We start from the raw sequence: 17,519 nt of genomic DNA on the forward strand, positions 1-17,519 counted from the left end.
AGAATATTCCATTCCCGTGAAACTTACCGGCTTATACAATGATGAATAAATGCATCGATGCTGGAGAGGTGAGAGATTTTGAGTGAAGTGCTGCTGCAGATGGAAGGAATCACGAAGGAATTTCCGGGTGTGCTGGCATTGAACAACTGCCAATTTGAGCTGCGGCGCGGCGAAGTTCATGCGCTGATGGGTGAGAATGGTGCGGGCAAGTCGACCATGATGAAGATTTTGACCGGCGTGTACCAGAAGGATGAAGGTACAGTTACGTACCAGGGGAAACCCGTGGAGTTAACGAATCCGAAAGCGGCTCAAGACGCCGGAATCAGCATGATTCATCAGGAACTGAACCTGGCGCCGGACTTGACGGTTGCTCAGAATATATTCATCGGTCGTGAGCCACGGCGAAGGCTCCGTCTGTTTCTGGATGATCAGGCGCTGCACCGGCAGGTGAAGGCATTGTTCCAGCGAATGGGGCTTGATATGGATCCAGCCGTTCAGGTATCGGAATTAACGGTAGCCAAGCAGCAGATGGTGGAGATCGCCAAGGCCTTGTCCTATAACGCGGATGTACTGGTTATGGATGAGCCGACGGCAGCTTTAAGCGAGACCGAGATCGAAGAATTGTTCCGCATCATTCGTCAGCTTCGCGCCGACGGAGTTGGAATCGTTTACATTTCGCATCGAATGGACGAAATCAAGCGGATTACGGATCGCATTACGGTGATGCGCGACGGGCAGTACATCGATACGGTGTTGACGGCTGAAGTCACCACCCAGGATATTATATCCAAGATGGTTGGCCGGCAGATTTACGAGACCTCGAAGCCGGAAGCCGCGGCAGGCGAGCGCGAGACGGTATTGGAGGTGAAGGGGCTGAATCAAGGCAGAGCCTTGAGAGATATTAGCTTCACCCTGAGAAAAGGAGAGATTCTAGGCATTGCGGGTCTGGTGGGTGCGGGGCGCACCGAGCTTGCGCGAGCGATATTCGGTGCGGACCGTATCCAATCCGGAGAGATATACATCCATGGCTCCAGGGTGAAGATGAGAGGCCCGCATGACGCGGTACGTCTAGGCATCGGGTATTTATCCGAAGACCGCAAGCGATACGGATGCGTTGTTGACCTGGATGTGAAGAGCAATGTGGTCATTGCTTCCTACCCTGAATTTCTCCGTCCCGGCGGATGGATGAATACGGAGAAGATTCGCAAGCAGGCGGAGGATATGGTCGAACGATTGAAGGTCAAAACGCCGCATGTTGACCAAGAGGTAAAGTTCCTCTCCGGCGGCAATCAGCAGAAAGTGGTCATTGGCAAATGGCTGACGCGCGATTGCGATATTCTGATCTTCGATGAACCTACGCGCGGGATTGACGTGGGGGCGAAGAGCGAAATTTACAGATTGCTGAACGAACTTGCGGCGCAGGGCAAATCAATCATCATGATCTCGTCGGAACTGCCTGAGATTCTGCGGATGAGTCATCGGATTCTCGTGATGTGTGAAGGCCGGATTACAGGCGAACTGGATCATGAAGAGGCTACCCAAGAAATCATTATGCATCTGGCAACAGCGAGAATGTAAGCCGTTATCCATACACGTCAGGAGGAATTAGTAGATGAACATTCAAATCAAGTCAGGTGCGCTTCAGCAAGTGCTGGCGCTTGCAAGTTTGGTCGTTCTCATTGTTTTCTTCACGATTTCATCCAGCAATTTTTTTCAGTTCTCCAATATCGTGGGGATTCTTCTCTCCACTGCCGTGATCGGCGTGCTGGCTCTGGGTTCAACCTTTGTCATTATTACGGGAGGCATTGATTTATCGGTTGGTACGGTCATGACACTCAGCGGTGTTATGACAGGGGTATGCATTACGTTCTGGGGTTTGCCGGTTCCTGTTGGTATCCTTGGAGGCATATTGACGGGCGCTTTATGCGGACTTCTGTCCGGAACGGCGGTTGCGAAAATGAAGATCCCGCCTTTTATCGCCACGCTGGCGATGATGATGATAGCCAAAGGGCTGGCGTTAATCATCTCAGGGGCGAAGCCGGTATATTTCAACGACGCCGAGAGTTTTGCAGAGGTCTCCCAAGGCAGCGTGTTGGGCTGGTTGATACCGGGACTCGATATTCCGAATGCAGTGGTCATTTTCTTTGTTGCCGCTATTGTCGGATATCTTATCCTATCGAAGACCATTATCGGCCGATATAACTTTGCGCTTGGCAGCAACGAAGAGGCGACCCGATTGTCGGGCGTTAATGTAGGCTTCTGGAAAATCGTAATCTACACCTTAACCGGCGCCTTTACCGGCCTGGCCGGCGTCATGATGGCATCGAGATTGAATTCGGCCAATCCGGCGCTGGGTGCCGGGTATGAACTGGAAGCTATCGCAGCGGTGGTGATTGGGGGAACTTCACTCAGCGGAGGGAAGGGCACCATTATCGGAACGGTCATCGGTGCTCTGATCATGAGTGTGCTGACGAATGGATTGCGCATTCTGTCTGTGCCTCAGGAGTGGCAGACCGTTGTGGTTGGGTTCGTTATCATTCTTGCGGTGTATGCGGATATTCTTCGCAGACGTAAAGCGTGAAGCGTTTCAAGCGTTTCAATGACGGAATTAAGCTCGATCAGAAGCAGATTGGTTGTGTAGAAACTTCCGGAATGGAGTTCTATAGATGTACATTACTGAAACATAAGGGGAGATTGAGATTATGAAAAAGCTTTTCGTATTGGCTCTGATTCTCATGGTGACTGCTGGCTTGCTGGCTGCTTGCGGCGGATCAGGCAGTACAGCGACAGGTACCGATAGTCCAAGTGAAGGCGGTTCAAGCTCAGGCACCGGTGCCGAAGGTGAAATCTATATCCCGATCATTTCCAAGGGCTTTCAGCATCAATTCTGGCAGGCGGTGAAAGCTGGAGCTGAGCAGGCTGGGCAGGAGCTGGGCGTACGGATTACCTTTGAAGGACCGGAAACGGAATCCCAGGTGGATAAGCAGATCGAAATGCTGCAGGCTGCACTGGACAAGAAACCAAGCGCGATCGGGTTCGCTGCACTGGATAGTCAGGCTTCGATCCCTTATCTGAAAAAAGCCCAGGAGAACAATATTCCGGTGATCGCCTTTGATTCCGGCGTGGAGAGCGACATTCCGGTAACCACTGCTTCAACAGACAATTTGGCAGCATCTGCTCTTGCAGCGGATAAGATGGCGGAGCTCATCGGGAATGAAGGCAAAATCGCGATGGTGGTCCATGACCAGACAAGTGTCACGGGCGTAAGCCGTCGCGACGGCTTCAAGAAGCAGATCGAAGACAAGTATCCGAATATTGAGATCGTTGATATCCAATATGGGGGCGGAGATCATCTGAAATCCACGGACCTTGCCAAAGCGATGATGCAGGCACACCCGGATTTGAAAGGGATTTTCGGGGCGAATGAAGGATCTGCGGTCGGTGTCATTAATGCGGTAACGGAGATGAAGAAGGAAGGCCAGATCGTGGTGGTCGGCTTCGATTCCGGAAAAGCGCAGATCGATGCCATCAAGAACGGAACGATGGCGGGAGCCATCACGCAAAACCCGGTCGGCATCGGATATGAGACGGTGAAAGCGGCTGTTGCCGCTATCAAAGGAGAGAAGGTAGAACCGCAGATTGATACGGGCTTCTACTGGTATGATAAAAACAACATCGATAGTGACGAAATCAAAGCCGTTATTTATGAATAAAATGAATGAAGGGGAGTCCAAGATGGACTCCCCTTAACGCGACATCCGCTTACGCAGATGCCACCTCCATATTCTGAATCAATTCGTTCAGCCTCCTTTCCGATCATTTAGTCCGGCCGGACAACTATATTAAACCACAGCAGCTGGTGAGACTGAAGCGAATAAATGGCCTTAATTGTTTTTTACCTGGGCGCTAGCATGTTATCCAAAATATTTTCGCGGAAAAGGAGAGCCTGCAAACCCTTGTCCCACCACATTACTTACTTCGCCGTAAGTATCTCACTTATAAGTACGTACTTCCATAAAGTAAAGTAATGGCTCTACAATGAGCGTGTAACAGCTAACCAATACGCTCATAAGGAGAGATTAACAATATGGAACTTCAATTGGCATTAGACCTGGTGAATATTTCGGAAGCAAAGGAAGTGGTGGCCGAGGTAGCCGAGTTTATCGATATCGTGGAGATTGGAACACCGGTTGTCATTAACGAGGGCCTTCACGCCGTAAAAGCCATCAAGGAGGCATTTCCGCATCTGCGCGTGCTTGCTGACCTTAAAATTATGGATGCTGGCGGTTATGAAGTGATGAAGGCATCCGAGGCTGGTGCGGACATTATCACGGTATTGGGTGTATCCGATGACTCTACCATCAAAGGCGCCGTGGCTGAAGCCCTGAAGCAAGGCAAACAGGTGATGGTGGACATGATTAATGTGAAGGATATCGAGGGAAGAGCACGGGAAATTGATGCATTCGGTGTGGATTACATTTGCGTGCATTCCGGTTATGACCATCAGGCGGAAGGCAAAAACTCCTTCGAAGAATTGGCAGCGATCAAACGTGTAGTCAAAAATGCCAAGACAGCCGTTGCAGGAGGAATCAAGTTGGAGACTCTGCCTGAGGTGATCCAAGCGAACCCCGATCTCGTAATCGTTGGCGGTGGAATCATGGGCCAATCGGATAAGAAAGCCGCTGCTGCCCAAATGCAGCAATGGGTTAAGCAGGCTTAAAGACGATGGATAAACCGATTTTTCAACATGCAGATGTGATTGCCAGGGAGATCTCGGAATCTGTACAGAAGGTCGATGGTACCCAGATTGAGGAATTGATCAAACGAATTATGAGATCCGAGTCTATCTTTGTAGCGGGAGGCGGAAGATCCGGTCTGATGATCCGATCTTTTGCCATGCGGTTGATGCAGATGGGATACAAGGTCCATGTTGTGGGTGATACGGTAACTCCGGCTATTGGAGAGAGGGATCTGATCCTGATCGGTTCAGGCTCCGGCGAGACGCAGAGCTTGGTGGCCATGGCCCAGAAGGCCAAAAGCATCGGTTCTGCCTTAGCGGTTGTAACCATTAAGCCCGAATCCCGATTGGGTAAACTATCAGATACGGTTGTTGTGCTTCCAGGCGCAACCAAAGACCAGAATCAGGATAATCTCGTAACCGTTCAACCGATGGCTTCCTTATTTGAGCAGACCTTGCTGATCGTGCTGGATGCCGTCATACTCAGATTGATGGAACAGAAGAAACTGCAGTCGGACAATATGTTTGGGCTGCACGCCAATCTGGAATAGAAGCTTGATTATGTGAGGTTTTCCATTTTGATGATATGGCCGCGCCCGTTGTATACTATAGGGAGGAAGGGGTGTTAATTATGGCTAGTGAAGTCAAGCAGCGGATTAATCTCAAAGAAATAAACTGCCATAAGGAGTTAACCCTTGCGGTCATCGGCGGCAAATGGAAACTGATCATTCTATGGCATCTTGGCTTGGAAGGCGTCAAACGCTTCGGTGAGCTGAACAGGATGATTCCTCATATCACGCAAAAAATGCTGACCAATCAGCTTCGTGAGCTGGAAGAGGATCAGTTGGTGCATCGAGTGGTTTACCCCGAGGTTCCGCCCAGAGTCGAATACTCACTCACGCCTTATGGGGAGAGCTTAATGCCGATCCTGAAACTGATGTACGATTGGGGAAAAGATTACGGCGAGCAGGTCATCTGGAAAGACGAATGATAGGCTTCAATATAAATAATAGCAGCAGAGGATTGACTCTGCGATAAGCAGACAAAAGAGCATGTTAAATCATAGAGGGCAGCTCAACATCATGACTCGCGCCTCGCTGCAATATGGCATAAACCTCCGGTACATAAGGCGCCGGAGGTTTTTTACTGCTTGAGGCGTTTTTTTTGTACAGAAGGATTGACATTTGAACGGAGGAGATATAATATCAAAACGTATTAATCGTAATAATTACGATTAATGAATGGAGGGAGTTCAATAAATGAATAATACAAGAATACCGGTTACTGTACTTAGCGGCTATCTCGGATCAGGGAAAACAACGGTTCTTAATCATGTATTGCATAACCGTGAGGGATTGAAGGTAGCTGTCATTGTTAATGACATGAGTGAAGTGAATATTGATGCAGATCTGGTTCGAGGAGAGGGAAGCTTGTCGCGCACAGATGAGAAGCTGGTCGAAATGTCCAACGGCTGTATCTGCTGCACGCTTCGGGAAGATCTGGTGCAGGAAGTACAGAAGCTGGCGGAAGAGAAGCGCTTTGATTACATTCTGATTGAATCAACGGGAATAAGCGAGCCCGTGCCTGTGGCGCAGACCTTTGTCTATCCGGATGAGGTCTCGGGTGTGCAATTGTCTGACCTCGCCAGGCTGGATTGCATGGTAACGGTAGTGGACGCCAACCGATTCTGGAAAGACTTCTCTTCCGGCCAAAGCCTACTCGATCGGAAGGAAGCGCTGGGCGAAGAGGATACGCGGGAAGTAGTCGATCTGTTGATTGATCAGATTGAGATGTGTGATGTGCTGCTGTTGAATAAATGTGATCTGGTAAGCGAAGAGGAATTGACCAAGGTCGAGGGCATACTGCGCAAGCTTCAGCCAAGTGCCAGCATCATTCGTACAGTGAACGGACAGGTTTCCCCTGCGAAAATCCTGAACACCGGGCTTTTTGATTTTGAAAAAGCGAGTCAATCGCCCGGATGGATTCAGGAGCTTCAGAAGGAAGAGCATGTGCCGGAAACGGATGAATACGGCATCAGCTCATTTGTTTACCGGAGAAGAAGACCGTTCCATCCCGAGCGGCTGGCCGAATTCATGGGGGATTGGCCCGAAGAGGTCGTACGCGCCAAAGGAATCGCATGGCTGGCTGTGCGTGAGGATGTGGCTGCAAGCTTAAGTCAGGCGGGTCCCTCCATTCAGTTCGGACCGGCAGGATACTGGGTCGCTGCATTAACCGAGCAGGAGCAGCAGGAGCTGATTCAGAGCGAACCGGATATCCGGAGAAAATGGGATGGCGTCTGGGGAGATCGGATGACCGAGCTCGTGATGATTGGCATTCAGATGGAGCGGGAGCAAATCGAGCAGGACCTGGATGGATGTCTGTTAACGGACGAGGAAATGCAGCTTGAATGGTCAACATTTAACAATCCGCTGCCATGGATGGTATTAGAAGAGAATGAGTCCCTTATGTAGGACTATATTTTTTGACTGAAATTAATCGTAATGATTACGCATAAAAACAAGCCTTGATTTGATTATCAAGGCTTGTTTTTTTATTCTGCCTATCATCCGTTGAGATAAGTGATGGACTGAGCATTCTGGATCGTTTTTGATGTATAATAGGAAGAAGATTCCCAATTCATCGTTTTGATGAAAGAAATCGTTCATTCGAAATTTAATGCTGCAGCATGAACAACATAAATCAGGAGGGCAAGGATATGGCCAAGGCAAAAGTACCAAAGAGACCTACTAGAGATGAGTTTGTACTTGAAGAGCTCGGCAATCAACTTACAGAAGCTTACCAAGAGGAATCTGTGATTGTATTAACGGTATGGGGATGGGAAGAGACGGTTCGCGGACAAATCGATCAAATGGACTCCCGAACAGGGAAGGTACATATGAAACATAATGGTGAGGTTACTAAAATTTCATTTATGGACATCATGGAAGTGAATTATCCCCGGGACTAAATTATGATTCTATCGGAATTACGCATGTGTTTAAACTACCAGTTTCACCGTAAGGGGTGTCTCATAAGATCTTAGATCTTGTGAGATGCCCCTTTTCCTGCTGGAAGATGCTCCATGTATGAAACGTTCCTCCCATCGCGGTTGCACTCACATCTCTTGGGATTATTTCCACATGATTTTCACTTTACTGCACCACGCCGCTCAGTAAGTCCTCCCATTCCTGTACGATGCGCGTTTTATCCAGACGATGGCCGATGAGTGTGAGATATCCGCGCTGCAGCCGCAGGGTGCTTGGTTGGCATTCCAGCTGTGAACCCGCCCACTGAACAAGTGTGGGGCCAGTCGAGAGCTGAATATAGCCTTTGGCTCGTATCAGGCTGGACCTGCGCGCGGTCAAAAAGGCTTCGATCACGCTTATGCGAAGCGGGATAGGGGTTGGCGCGGATAACGTTAAGGTATCCAGACCCGAGAAGGAGGGATTTGTCTGCTCTGACTCCACTCCATGTTGATGGCGGTGATTCGCGAATATTGGGGCTCCCTGGGGATGAGGCTCATGTTTGAGGGCCTCTTCACTCCATGGTGTGTCTTGAATTTGATCTGTGAGAACATCCGCTGGCCGTGAGAATTCACGAAACACTTCCAGCTCATCTATAAGGCTGTAATCGGTCACGGACAGGCTTGCGGCCGTGTTTATTTTTCGTATGGAAGTGATGACCTTGTTGAGATGTTTCTCTTCGCATTCACCCGCTTTGTTAAGGATGATAATATCCGCGAAGCTGATTTGTCCCCGTAGGGTACGGACCAGTTCGCGGCTGGATGCGAAGAAGCTGTTGTATTCCAGAAATTTTCTGCCGTCGGCCAAAGCGATTTTGCGCTGGATCGATATGCGATCCACAAGTGACGGATCCTGCAGATCCTCAAGAATCTGCTCAGGGTTCGCGACTCCGGTGGTCTCAATAAATATGAGATCAGGCTTCTGATCTAACAGGGTGTTCAGAGCTTGCCCAAGCTCGCTTCGTTTGGTGCAGCAGATGCAGCCGTCAAGCAGCTTCTCGATCGGAAGATCCGGCATTTCGCCGGATATGATAGCCCCATCCACGTCCTGATCGCCCATCTCGTTCATCAATACGGCTGTCTTCCACTGCTGCTTGGCGGCATAATCCAGCAGTCTGAGCAGCAGCGTTGTTTTGCCGCTTCCCAAAAAACCGCTAATCATAATTACAGGCACTTTGCTCATCGGTTCCTTACCTCCCGGTATCTTTAATATTGGAATACAGTTCATCAAACTCCGCCACGGAGTCCGCATTTGTAAAAATGTACGGGGATGCCGGCTGCTCAATCGGTTGAATTTTTTCGGCTTGCACTTGAAGAGTTTCCTCACCATTTAGGGTACTCACCTGGATCGTGCCATCGATCTGAACCCATGTGTCATTGTCAAAAGACGAAGCATTCGCGCCGCGGACAATAATGCCAAACGGGATGGCGTCAGCGGTGCAGCACATGACAAGGAATCGGCTGACGGCAAACGTGTCTTCTAACATATGTTTATCCCGATGGACGAAACCTTGGACTGTAATGGATTTTCCTTGAAACTGCTGTTTATACATATCGATGGCACCGACGGTCTCCGAGAAAATGTCAGGTTCAACCGAAATGACGGAAAGCGTATATAAACGCTTGGCGAGCTCTGCGAATTCCACGCTGTAGATGTCCTTGGCATTAAACAGCTCCTGCTGCGAGGCGTCTTGGGTCGCCGATTGATCAGCAGATAGAGAGTGGTTATTTGTCTCAGAGGATGCAGAGGCGTTCTGGTCCTCGGCCTTACGGCGGACATCCGGGTTCGGATAGGTGTAGATCATGCCTTTTTTGGAAGCCATGTCGCTTCCAAGAGCTTGATTCGGCAGAAGCTGGCCGAACAGCAGCGGTACTGCGAACAACCCGTAGACGGTCATGTTTTTGACAAAGCCGTTAGGCAGGGGATGCTCGCAATCACACACCTCTCCGGTATCACCCCCAAGAGCGTGCCACAGCATACCGAATGCAATGAATAGAAGCGGGACCGGACAGAGCAGCAGCAGGGTCTGCATGTGTGGAGCCAGGTAATAATGAAGAGACTCTGTAGCATTCAGATGCATGATATAGAAGGCAAGAGCTGCAATGAGCAGCGACCGAAGCACATAATGGCCCCGTATAGCCAAGCTGGAAATCATCGTTTACATCAGCCTCCTCCCCAATAAGCTAACCTCGAAACAGAGCATCAACGGCTATAGAGCCGATAAAGACCAGCGTGATAACCAGCAGGCTTAGACCGATTACGAATTTGGTCTTGAACGTAGCGGACAGCATAAGCAAGCTTTTGAAATCCAGCATCGGGCCGAGAACAAGAAAGGAAACCAGTGGACCGACCGAAAAGCTGTGCGTGAACGCAGACGCGACAAAGGCATCCGAAGTCGAGCAGAGCGACAATATAAACGCAAACCCCATCATGAACAGATATGAGGCGGCAGGACCGTTTCCTAATGCCAACAATTCATCCCTTGGAATGAAGGATTGGATACAGGCGGTCAAGAACGCGCCAAGAACCAGATACTTGGTCATTTCAATTAATTCGTCTCCGGCGTGAACAAACATGCTTCTCCATGTTTTAGGGTGCTCATGCATTTTCCGTCCCCCATTGACGGAGCCCTGTTCGGTAAACTCCTGAAAGGATCGCTTGAGCGGATTATGTTTGGAGAATACATATACGATTAAACCTACCGTCACGGCAACGGCCAATGCTAGTCCCATCCGGCCGATCACCACTTCGGGATGCGAGCGGAAGGCCATGATGGTTGCGGCGAACACGACCGGATTCAGTATGGGGCCGCTGAGGATAAAGGTGACTGCGATGTAGGCAGGCATCCCTTTTAACATCAACCTTCGGACGACCGGTATCATCCCGCATTCACATATGGGAAGCACGATGCCCAGCATGGAAGCAAACAAAACGCCGATGAGCGGATTTTTGGGTATAAGTCGGCGCACCCATTGCTCTTTTACAAACATTTGCAGAAGGGACGAGAGCAGCACGCCTAGCAAAACAAAAGGTAGCGCCTCAAGGAAGATGCCAGTAAAAATGGTTTTGACCTGCTGCATGTCAAGGATTTCGACGAGCCTGGAACCAGAACCATTTTGCAGCCATATCGTTAAGACCGGAATCACGAAGACAAGCGGCAGGATGAAGGGCAGCATTTTAAATACAACGGGATGTTTCATCAAGTCCTCCTGAAGCGAAATGTTCTTAGCACATTCTATGCTTGGACAATCGGCAACATACGTGTTTTTAATAATTTAATCAAAAAGATTACGATTTGGAACGGGCGTATCATCCTGGTAGCGTGAAGTCCAAAGTCATGGTATATTAAAAAAAGTTATCTATGTGTTACTGGCGTAACTTGGGTCACCAAGAGGGAGCACATAGGATCATATGCCGTACGCCTGGGCAAGAGGTAAGGAGACAGAGATGTCGCCTTGCCTCTTTATGTTTATTACAATAACAATGGCGAAGGAGCGGATGTGCAATGAGTAAGGAACCTCTGATTTTGGATGGAAAGCTGGTATCCGACGATATCAAGGCCAAGCTGGCCGTGAAGGTGCAGGAGCTTAAGGAGAAAGGGGTAACCCCTTGCCTGGCAACGATATTGGTAGGAGAAGATCCGGCTTCGGCAACCTATGTGCGAATGAAGGGAAATGCCTGTGAGCGGCTTGGAATTATATCCAAAAAAGTGGTGCTAGACGAGTCGACAACAACGGAGGAACTGATGGCTGCCATTCAAGAGCTGAATGAGGATCCCAATGTTCACGGCATTCTGCTGCAGCATCCGGTACCCCATCATATCGATGAACGAGCGGCTTTTGATACCATCCGTATTGAAAAAGATGTGGACGGGGTCACCACGCTTGGGTTCTCGCAAAATGCGTTTGGTTTTGCCGACTATCCTTCCTGTACGCCTGCGGCGATACTTGCGATTATGGATTATTACAACCTGCCGATTGAAGGGAAACATGCCGTCATTGTTGGACGCAGTCCGATTCTCGGCAAGCCGGTATCGATGATGCTGCTGAATCGCAATGCTACGGTTACGATCTGTCATTCGAGAACGAAGGATCTCGCCAATATTGTCTCGCAGGCGGATATTGTTGTTGCTGCCGTAGGCAAACCCAATTTTATTCAAGGGAACTGGATCAAGCCGGGGGCCGTTGTATTGGATGCAGGCTATAACAAAGGGAATATCGGTGACTGCGATTATGAAGCTTGCGCGAAGGCTGCTTCCGCGATTACGCCGGTACCTGCCGGCGTGGGTCCTGTTACGATTGCTACGCTGCTGAAGCATACCGTAGAATCGGCTGAGCGAACCGTGCAAGTCTAAGGGGAAAGCCATAGACCATCTGCATGTTAAGTAAAGGGGAACCAAGAATAATCCCCTTCGAATCGCTTTATCCACGCCAAAGTTTGGATCTTAGAGAGGTATGGCTATAAAATGATAGGCCCTAGGCCTGCAATTTCACGGACGCCCGGAGGTCATGGTATAGTTATAGAAATGCGAAATCGAAGGGGAGAGCTTCATGCATACACGAATCAAAGCCTGTTGTGCGGCTCCGGTGATCAGTGAATGAAGAACACGATCGCCGATATCGCTCACAAAGCCGGAGTTGCCAAAAGCACGGTCTCCCGTTTCTTAAACGGAGGATCCGTAAGCCATGCGACACGCCGAAAGATTGAGCAGGTCATTCAGGAAACCGGCTATATTCCGAATTCTTTTGCACAGAGCTTAAAAGCGAAAAAAACCAGTATGATCGGCACCATTATGCCGCGTCTGGACTCATTTTCCGCATCGCAGACCGTGGCCGGAATGGACGAAGAACTAAGGGAACACGGATATCAGCTTCTCATCATTAATGCAAGCCAGGATTTATCCCGAGAGATTGAGGCGCTGTATGACCTCGCCAGACAAAAAATATCAGGGATCATTCTATTCGCCACACAGGTGACGGAGACGCATCTTGCCGCGATTAAAGAGATCGGCATTCCCGTTCTTCTGCTCGGACAACAGCACAAGGATGTTCACAGCATGATTTATAACGACTATGCCGCAGGCTATGACATGGGGCGTTATGTACTGTCCAAGGGACATCGTAACATAGCTTATATTGGTGTTACGGAAAAAGACGTTGCGGTTGGGGTCAAACGAAAGGAAGGGTTTCTGAAAGCGGTGAGCGAGCATGTTGGTGTGGAAGTGAATCTCGATCTCTATGAAAGTGGATTTAAAATGTCAGATGGCGTTCAGACCGCGTTGACGATTTTCCAATCTAATCGAACGCTGCCAACGGCGGTGGTCTGCGCCACGGACAACATCGCGCTTGGCGTGATGAAAGCTGCGCATATGAAGGGCATTCAAATTCCCAGCGAACTCTCCGTTACCGGATTTGGCGGATACGATGTAACCGAGGTGATTCACCCCGGATTGACCACGGTTAAATATGGATATTTTCAAGCGGGGCACCTCGCTGCACAGCATATTATCAAGCTGGTCAACGACGAGCCTGCGGATCTCCTGACGGTCATGAATTGCGAGATGATTCATCGGGAAAGCGTTGACAATCTGAATTAGTTATTTTATACTAAAAAAACGGAACCGGTTCCAACTCAGGCGTTTGCTGCTTGTAATGGAACTGAGTTCATTATTTTTACACTTGATTGGAACCGGTTCCACTATGATTGGTTTTGTTCACGTACACCTGCAGCACGTCTGTTTGATTCTTTAGTTAGCCCATTTATAAGGAGAAGAGATATGGACAGAGAACTGAAATACCGCCGCTTGAATCAGGCTTCTCCCGAAGAGATTGCTTCATTAAGGAGGCAGGCGAGACGAAGCGAATGGAGACAGACGTTTCACATACAGCCCGTCATGGGGTTGATGAATGATCCCAACGGATTTTCTTATTATAACGGGGAATATCACTTGTTTTATCAATGGTTTCCTTTGGGGACGTTTCATGGCTTGAAATATTGGTATCATACTTCCTCGAAGGATCTGGTGCATTGGCATAACAAAGGCATCGCCATTGAACCAGGGCAGCTGTTTGATGCTTATGGCGCATATTCAGGCAGCGGGATCGTGAAAGACAACAAACTGTATCTGTTATATACCGGGAATGCCCGGGACGAGGAATGGAACAGGCAATCTTATCAATGCATGGCTGTGATGGACCGCGACGGATCGATCACGAAGCTTGATAAGCCGCTGATCGATCATGTGCCGGACGGATATACCGAACACTTCCGGGATCCGAAAGTATGGAAAGACCAAGACAAATACCGGTTCGTCATCGGCGCCCAAAGGGTTGATCAGACCGGTTCGGCAGTCATCTACGAATCTTCGGATTTGCTGTCTTGGGAATTCAAAGGGGAGATTCAAACCCGTCTTGAGCATTTCGGCTATATGTGGGAATGCCCTGACTATTTTGAACTGGAAGGCCAAGGGGTGCTGCTGTTTTCACCACAAGGGCTGCTTCCGGAGGATGACCATTTTCAAAACATATATCAATCCGGCTATATTTCAGGTAAACCGCTGAAGAGGGATACGCTGGAGTTGGATCACGGCTCCTTTTGCGAGCTGGACAGAGGTTTTGATTTCTACGCGCCGCAGACCATGCTGGATGAGAAAGACCGGCGCATCATGGTGGGCTGGATGGGTTTGCCGGATATCGGGTATCCCACCGACTCGCATGGCTGGGCCCATTGTTTGACGCTTCCTCGTATGCTTACGTTCCGTGAAGGCAGGTTGAATCAACAGCCGGTCCCCGAGCTTCAGGTGCTCCGCGACAAGGTCGCAGAGGCAGCGGATACGCTTCACAGCGAAGTGAAGAGCTACAAGGGGGTGCAAGGGACCGCATTCGAGATGATATGCGAGTTCCAAGCAATCGAAGCGGACGTTGTTGGCATTGAATTTCGGGCTGGCGAAGGGGAACGAACCGTTATTCGATATGAATCCGGCAAACGGAAGGTTACGCTGGATCGCTCTTCTTCGGGAGCATCGATTGTCAGTGATTACGGAACGGTTCGATCCTGTAAGCTGCCAACCGAAAGAAATTCGATCAAATTTCATCTGTTTGTGGACATCTCTTCGGTCGAGCTGTTCATCAACGATGGCGAAGAGGTGTTTACAAGCCGGATTTTTCCGAAGTGCGAGAGCCGAAATATTCGATTTTTTGTACAGAACGGCAGTGCCGGCTTGAAGGTCGCGAAATGGGATCTGACCGAAGCCGTAAAAGATAAAGAAGGGGATGTATGAACATGGCAGCGGATAATCGGGAAATCGCAAGGCAGGTAGTGGAAGCCATTGGCGGCAGGGAGAACATCGCTTCCTTTGCCCATTGTGCAACCAGACTGAGAATCATGGTTTATGATCAGAAGAAGATTGACCAGAAGAAGGTTGAGCAGATCGATAAGGTTAAGGGAGCTTTTTTCAACTCCGGGCAATACCAGGTCATTTTCGGAACAGGAACCGTCAATCAGATTTTTGAAGCGGTCGAATCCCTTGGAATGGAGAGCACAAGCAAGGAAGAATTGAAATCTCAGGCGAAAAAGTCGGGGAATCCGTTTCAGCGGGCGATTCGCACATTCGGTGACGTGTTTGTGCCGATTATCCCTGTACTGGTCGCCACTGGCTTGTTCATGGGATTACGGGGCTTGCTGACCCAGGATACCGTGCTTGCCTGGTTCGGTGCGACACCGGATGATATCTCGGCTAATTTCCTGCTCTTCACCCAGGTACTGACGGATACGGCTTTCGCTTTTTTGCCAGCCTTGGTGGCATGGTCCGCATTCAGAGTGTTCGGAGGAAGCCCCGTGCTCGGTATCGTCCTGGGATTGATGCTGGTTAACCCGGCTCTTCCCAATGCGTACAGCGTCGCCAACGGTTCGGCTGAGGCACTCATGATCTTTGATTTCATTCCGGTCGTCGGGTATCAGGGCTCGGTCCTGCCGGCATTCTTCATTGGACTGCTGGGCGCGAAATTCGAGAGATTTTTGCGAAAACGCATTCCTGACGCCATCGATCTGATCGTTACGCCATTTTTAACCTTGCTTGTTATGATTACGCTTGGCCTGTTCGCGATCGGTCCCGTATTCCATTCCCTGGAAGAGGTCGTGCTGAACGCAACAACCTTCTTGCTGGAGCTGCCGTTCGGTATCGCGGGTCTGGTCATCGGTTTCTTCAACCAGATTATTGTGGTTACCGGCGTGCATCATATATTCAACTTCCTGGAAATTCAGCTGCTTGAGAAGACAGGAAGCAATCCGTTTAATGCGATCGTGACCAGTGCGATGGCAGCTCAAGGTGCAGCTTGTCTGGCTGTCGGACTCAAAACGAGAAATAAAAAGCTCAAGGCATTATCCCTGCCATCGGCATTCTCGGCCTTGCTGGGAATCTCCGAACCTGCAATCTTCGGGGTCAACCTCCGTTACGTCAGACCGTTTGTTATCGGCTTGATCGGTGGCGGTGTGGGCGGTTTCATGGCTTCCATCTTTCAGCTTGAGGCCACAGGCATGGCAATTACCGTTATCCCGGGCACGCTGTTATACTTGAACAGCCAACTTCCACTTTATATTTTGTGCAATGTAACGGCGATGGCGATTGCATTTGTACTGACCTGGATGTTCGGATTCAATGATAAAATGCTGGAAGAGGTTCGCTCGGAAGCGAAATAAAGCCATAAGGAAAGTCCGCCTTAACACGCGGGCTTTTTTTGTACGCTGCATAAGAAAATCTTGGCTGACGAATGAAACACAAATACCCGGAGGATAAGCTAAAAAAATGCTTGCTCTGAAATGCTTTTCATCATTTACAATGTAGTTACAAGCTTGAGTATACGGAAGAGAGGCGAGCATTATTGATGAAGAGAATGATTTTTTTTGATATTGATGGAACCCTGCTGGATCATGAGAAGAAGGTACCTGCAACGACACGGGAGTCCATTCGCCAACTACAGGAAGCCGGACACATCGTTGCCATTGCAACAGGGCGTGCTCCGTATCATTTTGAAGAACTGCGTGAGGAACTGGGTATCGATTCGTATGTCTGTTTGAATGGCCAGTATGTGGTGCATGAAGGCAAACCGATCTACGGCAATCCATTAGCGCAGGATTCCTTGCAGCAGCTTACGGAACAGGCTGTTCTTCTTGACCATCCGATTATCTATGCCGGCAGCGAAGCGATGAAGATGAACGTAACCGAGCATGTTCATATCGATTCCAGCTGGGGAGAGCTCAAACTTACAATCCCGGAATATGATCCGGAATATTATCTGGGCAGAGATATTTATCAGGCCATTGTCTTCTGTACGGAGGAAGAGGAATCGGCTTATGCGAAAAGTTTCGAGGGACAGTTTGATTTTGTGCGTTGGGGGCCTTATGGAATCGATGTTCTTCCTGCGGGAGGTTCAAAAGCCCAAGGAATCAAACCATTGATTGATATGCTTGGTATCCAATTAGAGGATACTATCGCCTTTGGCGATTATCTGAATGATCTGGAGATGCTGTCGTACGTGGGTCACGGTGTAGCAATGGGGAATGCGCCGGAGATTGTAAAACAGGCAGCAAGATACGTGACCCGGGATGTTGCTCAGGACGGGATCAAGCACGGCCTTCAAATGCTGGGACTGTTGGATAAGGAACCGCAGGAGATTGTTTAGTCTCTTTTAGAGAAAAAAGTCCGTTACAGCGTGTCAGTTGAAGCTCTCTCTTGAGGTTATAGACTGGCATGTTGGTTG

At 49.4% G+C, this 17,519-nt stretch carries 16 protein-coding genes and 1 riboswitch; of the genes, 13 read left to right on the forward strand and 3 right to left on the reverse strand.

The genetic code is table 11. The features are described from left to right. The first annotated feature begins 78 nt into the window (after nucleotides 1-78). The 8 genes from B9D94_RS11365 (at nucleotide 79) to B9D94_RS11400 (ending at nucleotide 7,706) form a co-directional block, all read left to right on the forward strand. Nucleotides 79-1,578: a sugar ABC transporter ATP-binding protein gene (locus B9D94_RS11365; RefSeq protein ID WP_148247037.1), complete on the forward strand. Its 1,500-nt coding sequence runs from the start codon at nucleotides 79-81 to the stop codon at nucleotides 1,576-1,578. Between the two features lie 34 nt (nucleotides 1,579-1,612). Further along, nucleotides 1,613-2,581, forward strand: coding sequence for an ABC transporter permease (locus B9D94_RS11370; RefSeq protein WP_006211005.1), 969 nt, complete (start codon nucleotides 1,613-1,615; stop codon nucleotides 2,579-2,581). A 121-nt stretch (nucleotides 2,582-2,702) separates the two neighbouring features. Next, nucleotides 2,703-3,713 carry an ABC transporter substrate-binding protein gene (locus B9D94_RS11375; RefSeq protein ID WP_063479903.1) on the forward strand — a complete coding sequence of 337 codons (1,011 nt, stop codon included), beginning with the start codon at nucleotides 2,703-2,705 and terminating at the stop codon, nucleotides 3,711-3,713. A gap of 374 nt (nucleotides 3,714-4,087) precedes the next feature. Beyond that, on the forward strand, nucleotides 4,088-4,720 hold the full coding sequence (gene hxlA / locus B9D94_RS11380; RefSeq protein WP_148247038.1) for a 3-hexulose-6-phosphate synthase: 633 nt from the start codon (nucleotides 4,088-4,090) through the stop codon (nucleotides 4,718-4,720). Nucleotides 4,721-4,725: 5 nt separating this feature from the next. Then, nucleotides 4,726-5,289 (forward strand): 6-phospho-3-hexuloisomerase, encoded by a 564-nt coding sequence (gene hxlB, locus B9D94_RS11385; RefSeq protein ID WP_148247039.1) that lies wholly within the window; start codon nucleotides 4,726-4,728, stop codon nucleotides 5,287-5,289. Between the two features lie 80 nt (nucleotides 5,290-5,369). Then, entirely contained in the window at nucleotides 5,370-5,729 is a 360-nt protein-coding gene (locus tag B9D94_RS11390; RefSeq protein WP_036637115.1) for a winged helix-turn-helix transcriptional regulator, read from the forward strand. 268 nt (nucleotides 5,730-5,997) lie between these two features. Beyond that, nucleotides 5,998-7,209 (forward strand): GTP-binding protein, encoded by a 1,212-nt coding sequence (locus tag B9D94_RS11395; RefSeq protein ID WP_036637117.1) that lies wholly within the window; start codon nucleotides 5,998-6,000, stop codon nucleotides 7,207-7,209. 245 nt (nucleotides 7,210-7,454) lie between these two features. Further along, nucleotides 7,455-7,706 (forward strand): YolD-like family protein, encoded by a 252-nt coding sequence (locus tag B9D94_RS11400; RefSeq protein ID WP_036637119.1) that lies wholly within the window; start codon nucleotides 7,455-7,457, stop codon nucleotides 7,704-7,706. A gap of 184 nt (nucleotides 7,707-7,890) precedes the next feature. On the opposite strand, the gene B9D94_RS11405 is transcribed toward B9D94_RS11400, so the two are convergent. The 3 genes from B9D94_RS11405 to B9D94_RS11415 are packed head-to-tail and all read right to left on the reverse strand — an operon-like array spanning nucleotide 7,891 to nucleotide 10,961. After that, nucleotides 7,891-8,943, reverse strand: a complete 1,053-nt coding sequence (locus B9D94_RS11405; protein ID WP_148247040.1) for a CobW family GTP-binding protein — start codon at nucleotides 8,941-8,943, stop codon at nucleotides 7,891-7,893. A 7-nt stretch (nucleotides 8,944-8,950) separates the two neighbouring features. Continuing rightward, nucleotides 8,951-9,916, reverse strand: coding sequence for a TIGR03943 family putative permease subunit (locus B9D94_RS11410; protein ID WP_148247041.1), 966 nt, complete (start codon nucleotides 9,914-9,916; stop codon nucleotides 8,951-8,953). A gap of 28 nt (nucleotides 9,917-9,944) precedes the next feature. Continuing rightward, a complete protein-coding gene (locus B9D94_RS11415; protein WP_076150558.1) occupies nucleotides 9,945-10,961 on the reverse strand; it encodes a permease in 1,017 nt (338 codons plus the stop codon). 155 nt (nucleotides 10,962-11,116) lie between these two features. After that, nucleotides 11,117-11,196, forward strand: a riboswitch (ZMP/ZTP riboswitch). A gap of 70 nt (nucleotides 11,197-11,266) precedes the next feature. Here B9D94_RS11415 and B9D94_RS11420 point away from each other — a divergent pair. From B9D94_RS11420 to B9D94_RS11440, 5 genes are all read left to right on the forward strand, one after another. Continuing rightward, nucleotides 11,267-12,115, forward strand: a complete 849-nt coding sequence (locus tag B9D94_RS11420) for a bifunctional 5,10-methylenetetrahydrofolate dehydrogenase/5,10-methenyltetrahydrofolate cyclohydrolase (protein ID WP_148247042.1) — start codon at nucleotides 11,267-11,269, stop codon at nucleotides 12,113-12,115. 243 nt (nucleotides 12,116-12,358) lie between these two features. Beyond that, nucleotides 12,359-13,357, forward strand: a complete 999-nt coding sequence (locus B9D94_RS11425; RefSeq protein WP_063479896.1) for a LacI family DNA-binding transcriptional regulator — start codon at nucleotides 12,359-12,361, stop codon at nucleotides 13,355-13,357. Between the two features lie 180 nt (nucleotides 13,358-13,537). Beyond that, nucleotides 13,538-15,040, forward strand: a complete 1,503-nt coding sequence (locus tag B9D94_RS11430) for a glycoside hydrolase family 32 protein (protein ID WP_148247043.1) — start codon at nucleotides 13,538-13,540, stop codon at nucleotides 15,038-15,040. After that, nucleotides 15,037-16,458 carry a sucrose-specific PTS transporter subunit IIBC gene (locus B9D94_RS11435; protein ID WP_148247044.1) on the forward strand — a complete coding sequence of 474 codons (1,422 nt, stop codon included), beginning with the start codon at nucleotides 15,037-15,039 and terminating at the stop codon, nucleotides 16,456-16,458. The genes B9D94_RS11430 and B9D94_RS11435 overlap by 4 nt, the downstream gene beginning before the upstream one ends. A 182-nt stretch (nucleotides 16,459-16,640) precedes the next feature. Continuing rightward, a complete protein-coding gene (locus B9D94_RS11440) occupies nucleotides 16,641-17,441 on the forward strand; it encodes a Cof-type HAD-IIB family hydrolase (protein ID WP_036637137.1) in 801 nt (266 codons plus the stop codon). Nucleotides 17,442-17,519: the final 78 nt, after the last annotated feature.

It is taken from the genome of Paenibacillus sp. Cedars, assembly GCF_003184205.1.
GTDB classification, from domain to species: domain Bacteria; phylum Bacillota; class Bacilli; order Paenibacillales; family Paenibacillaceae; genus Paenibacillus_AQ; species Paenibacillus_AQ glucanolyticus.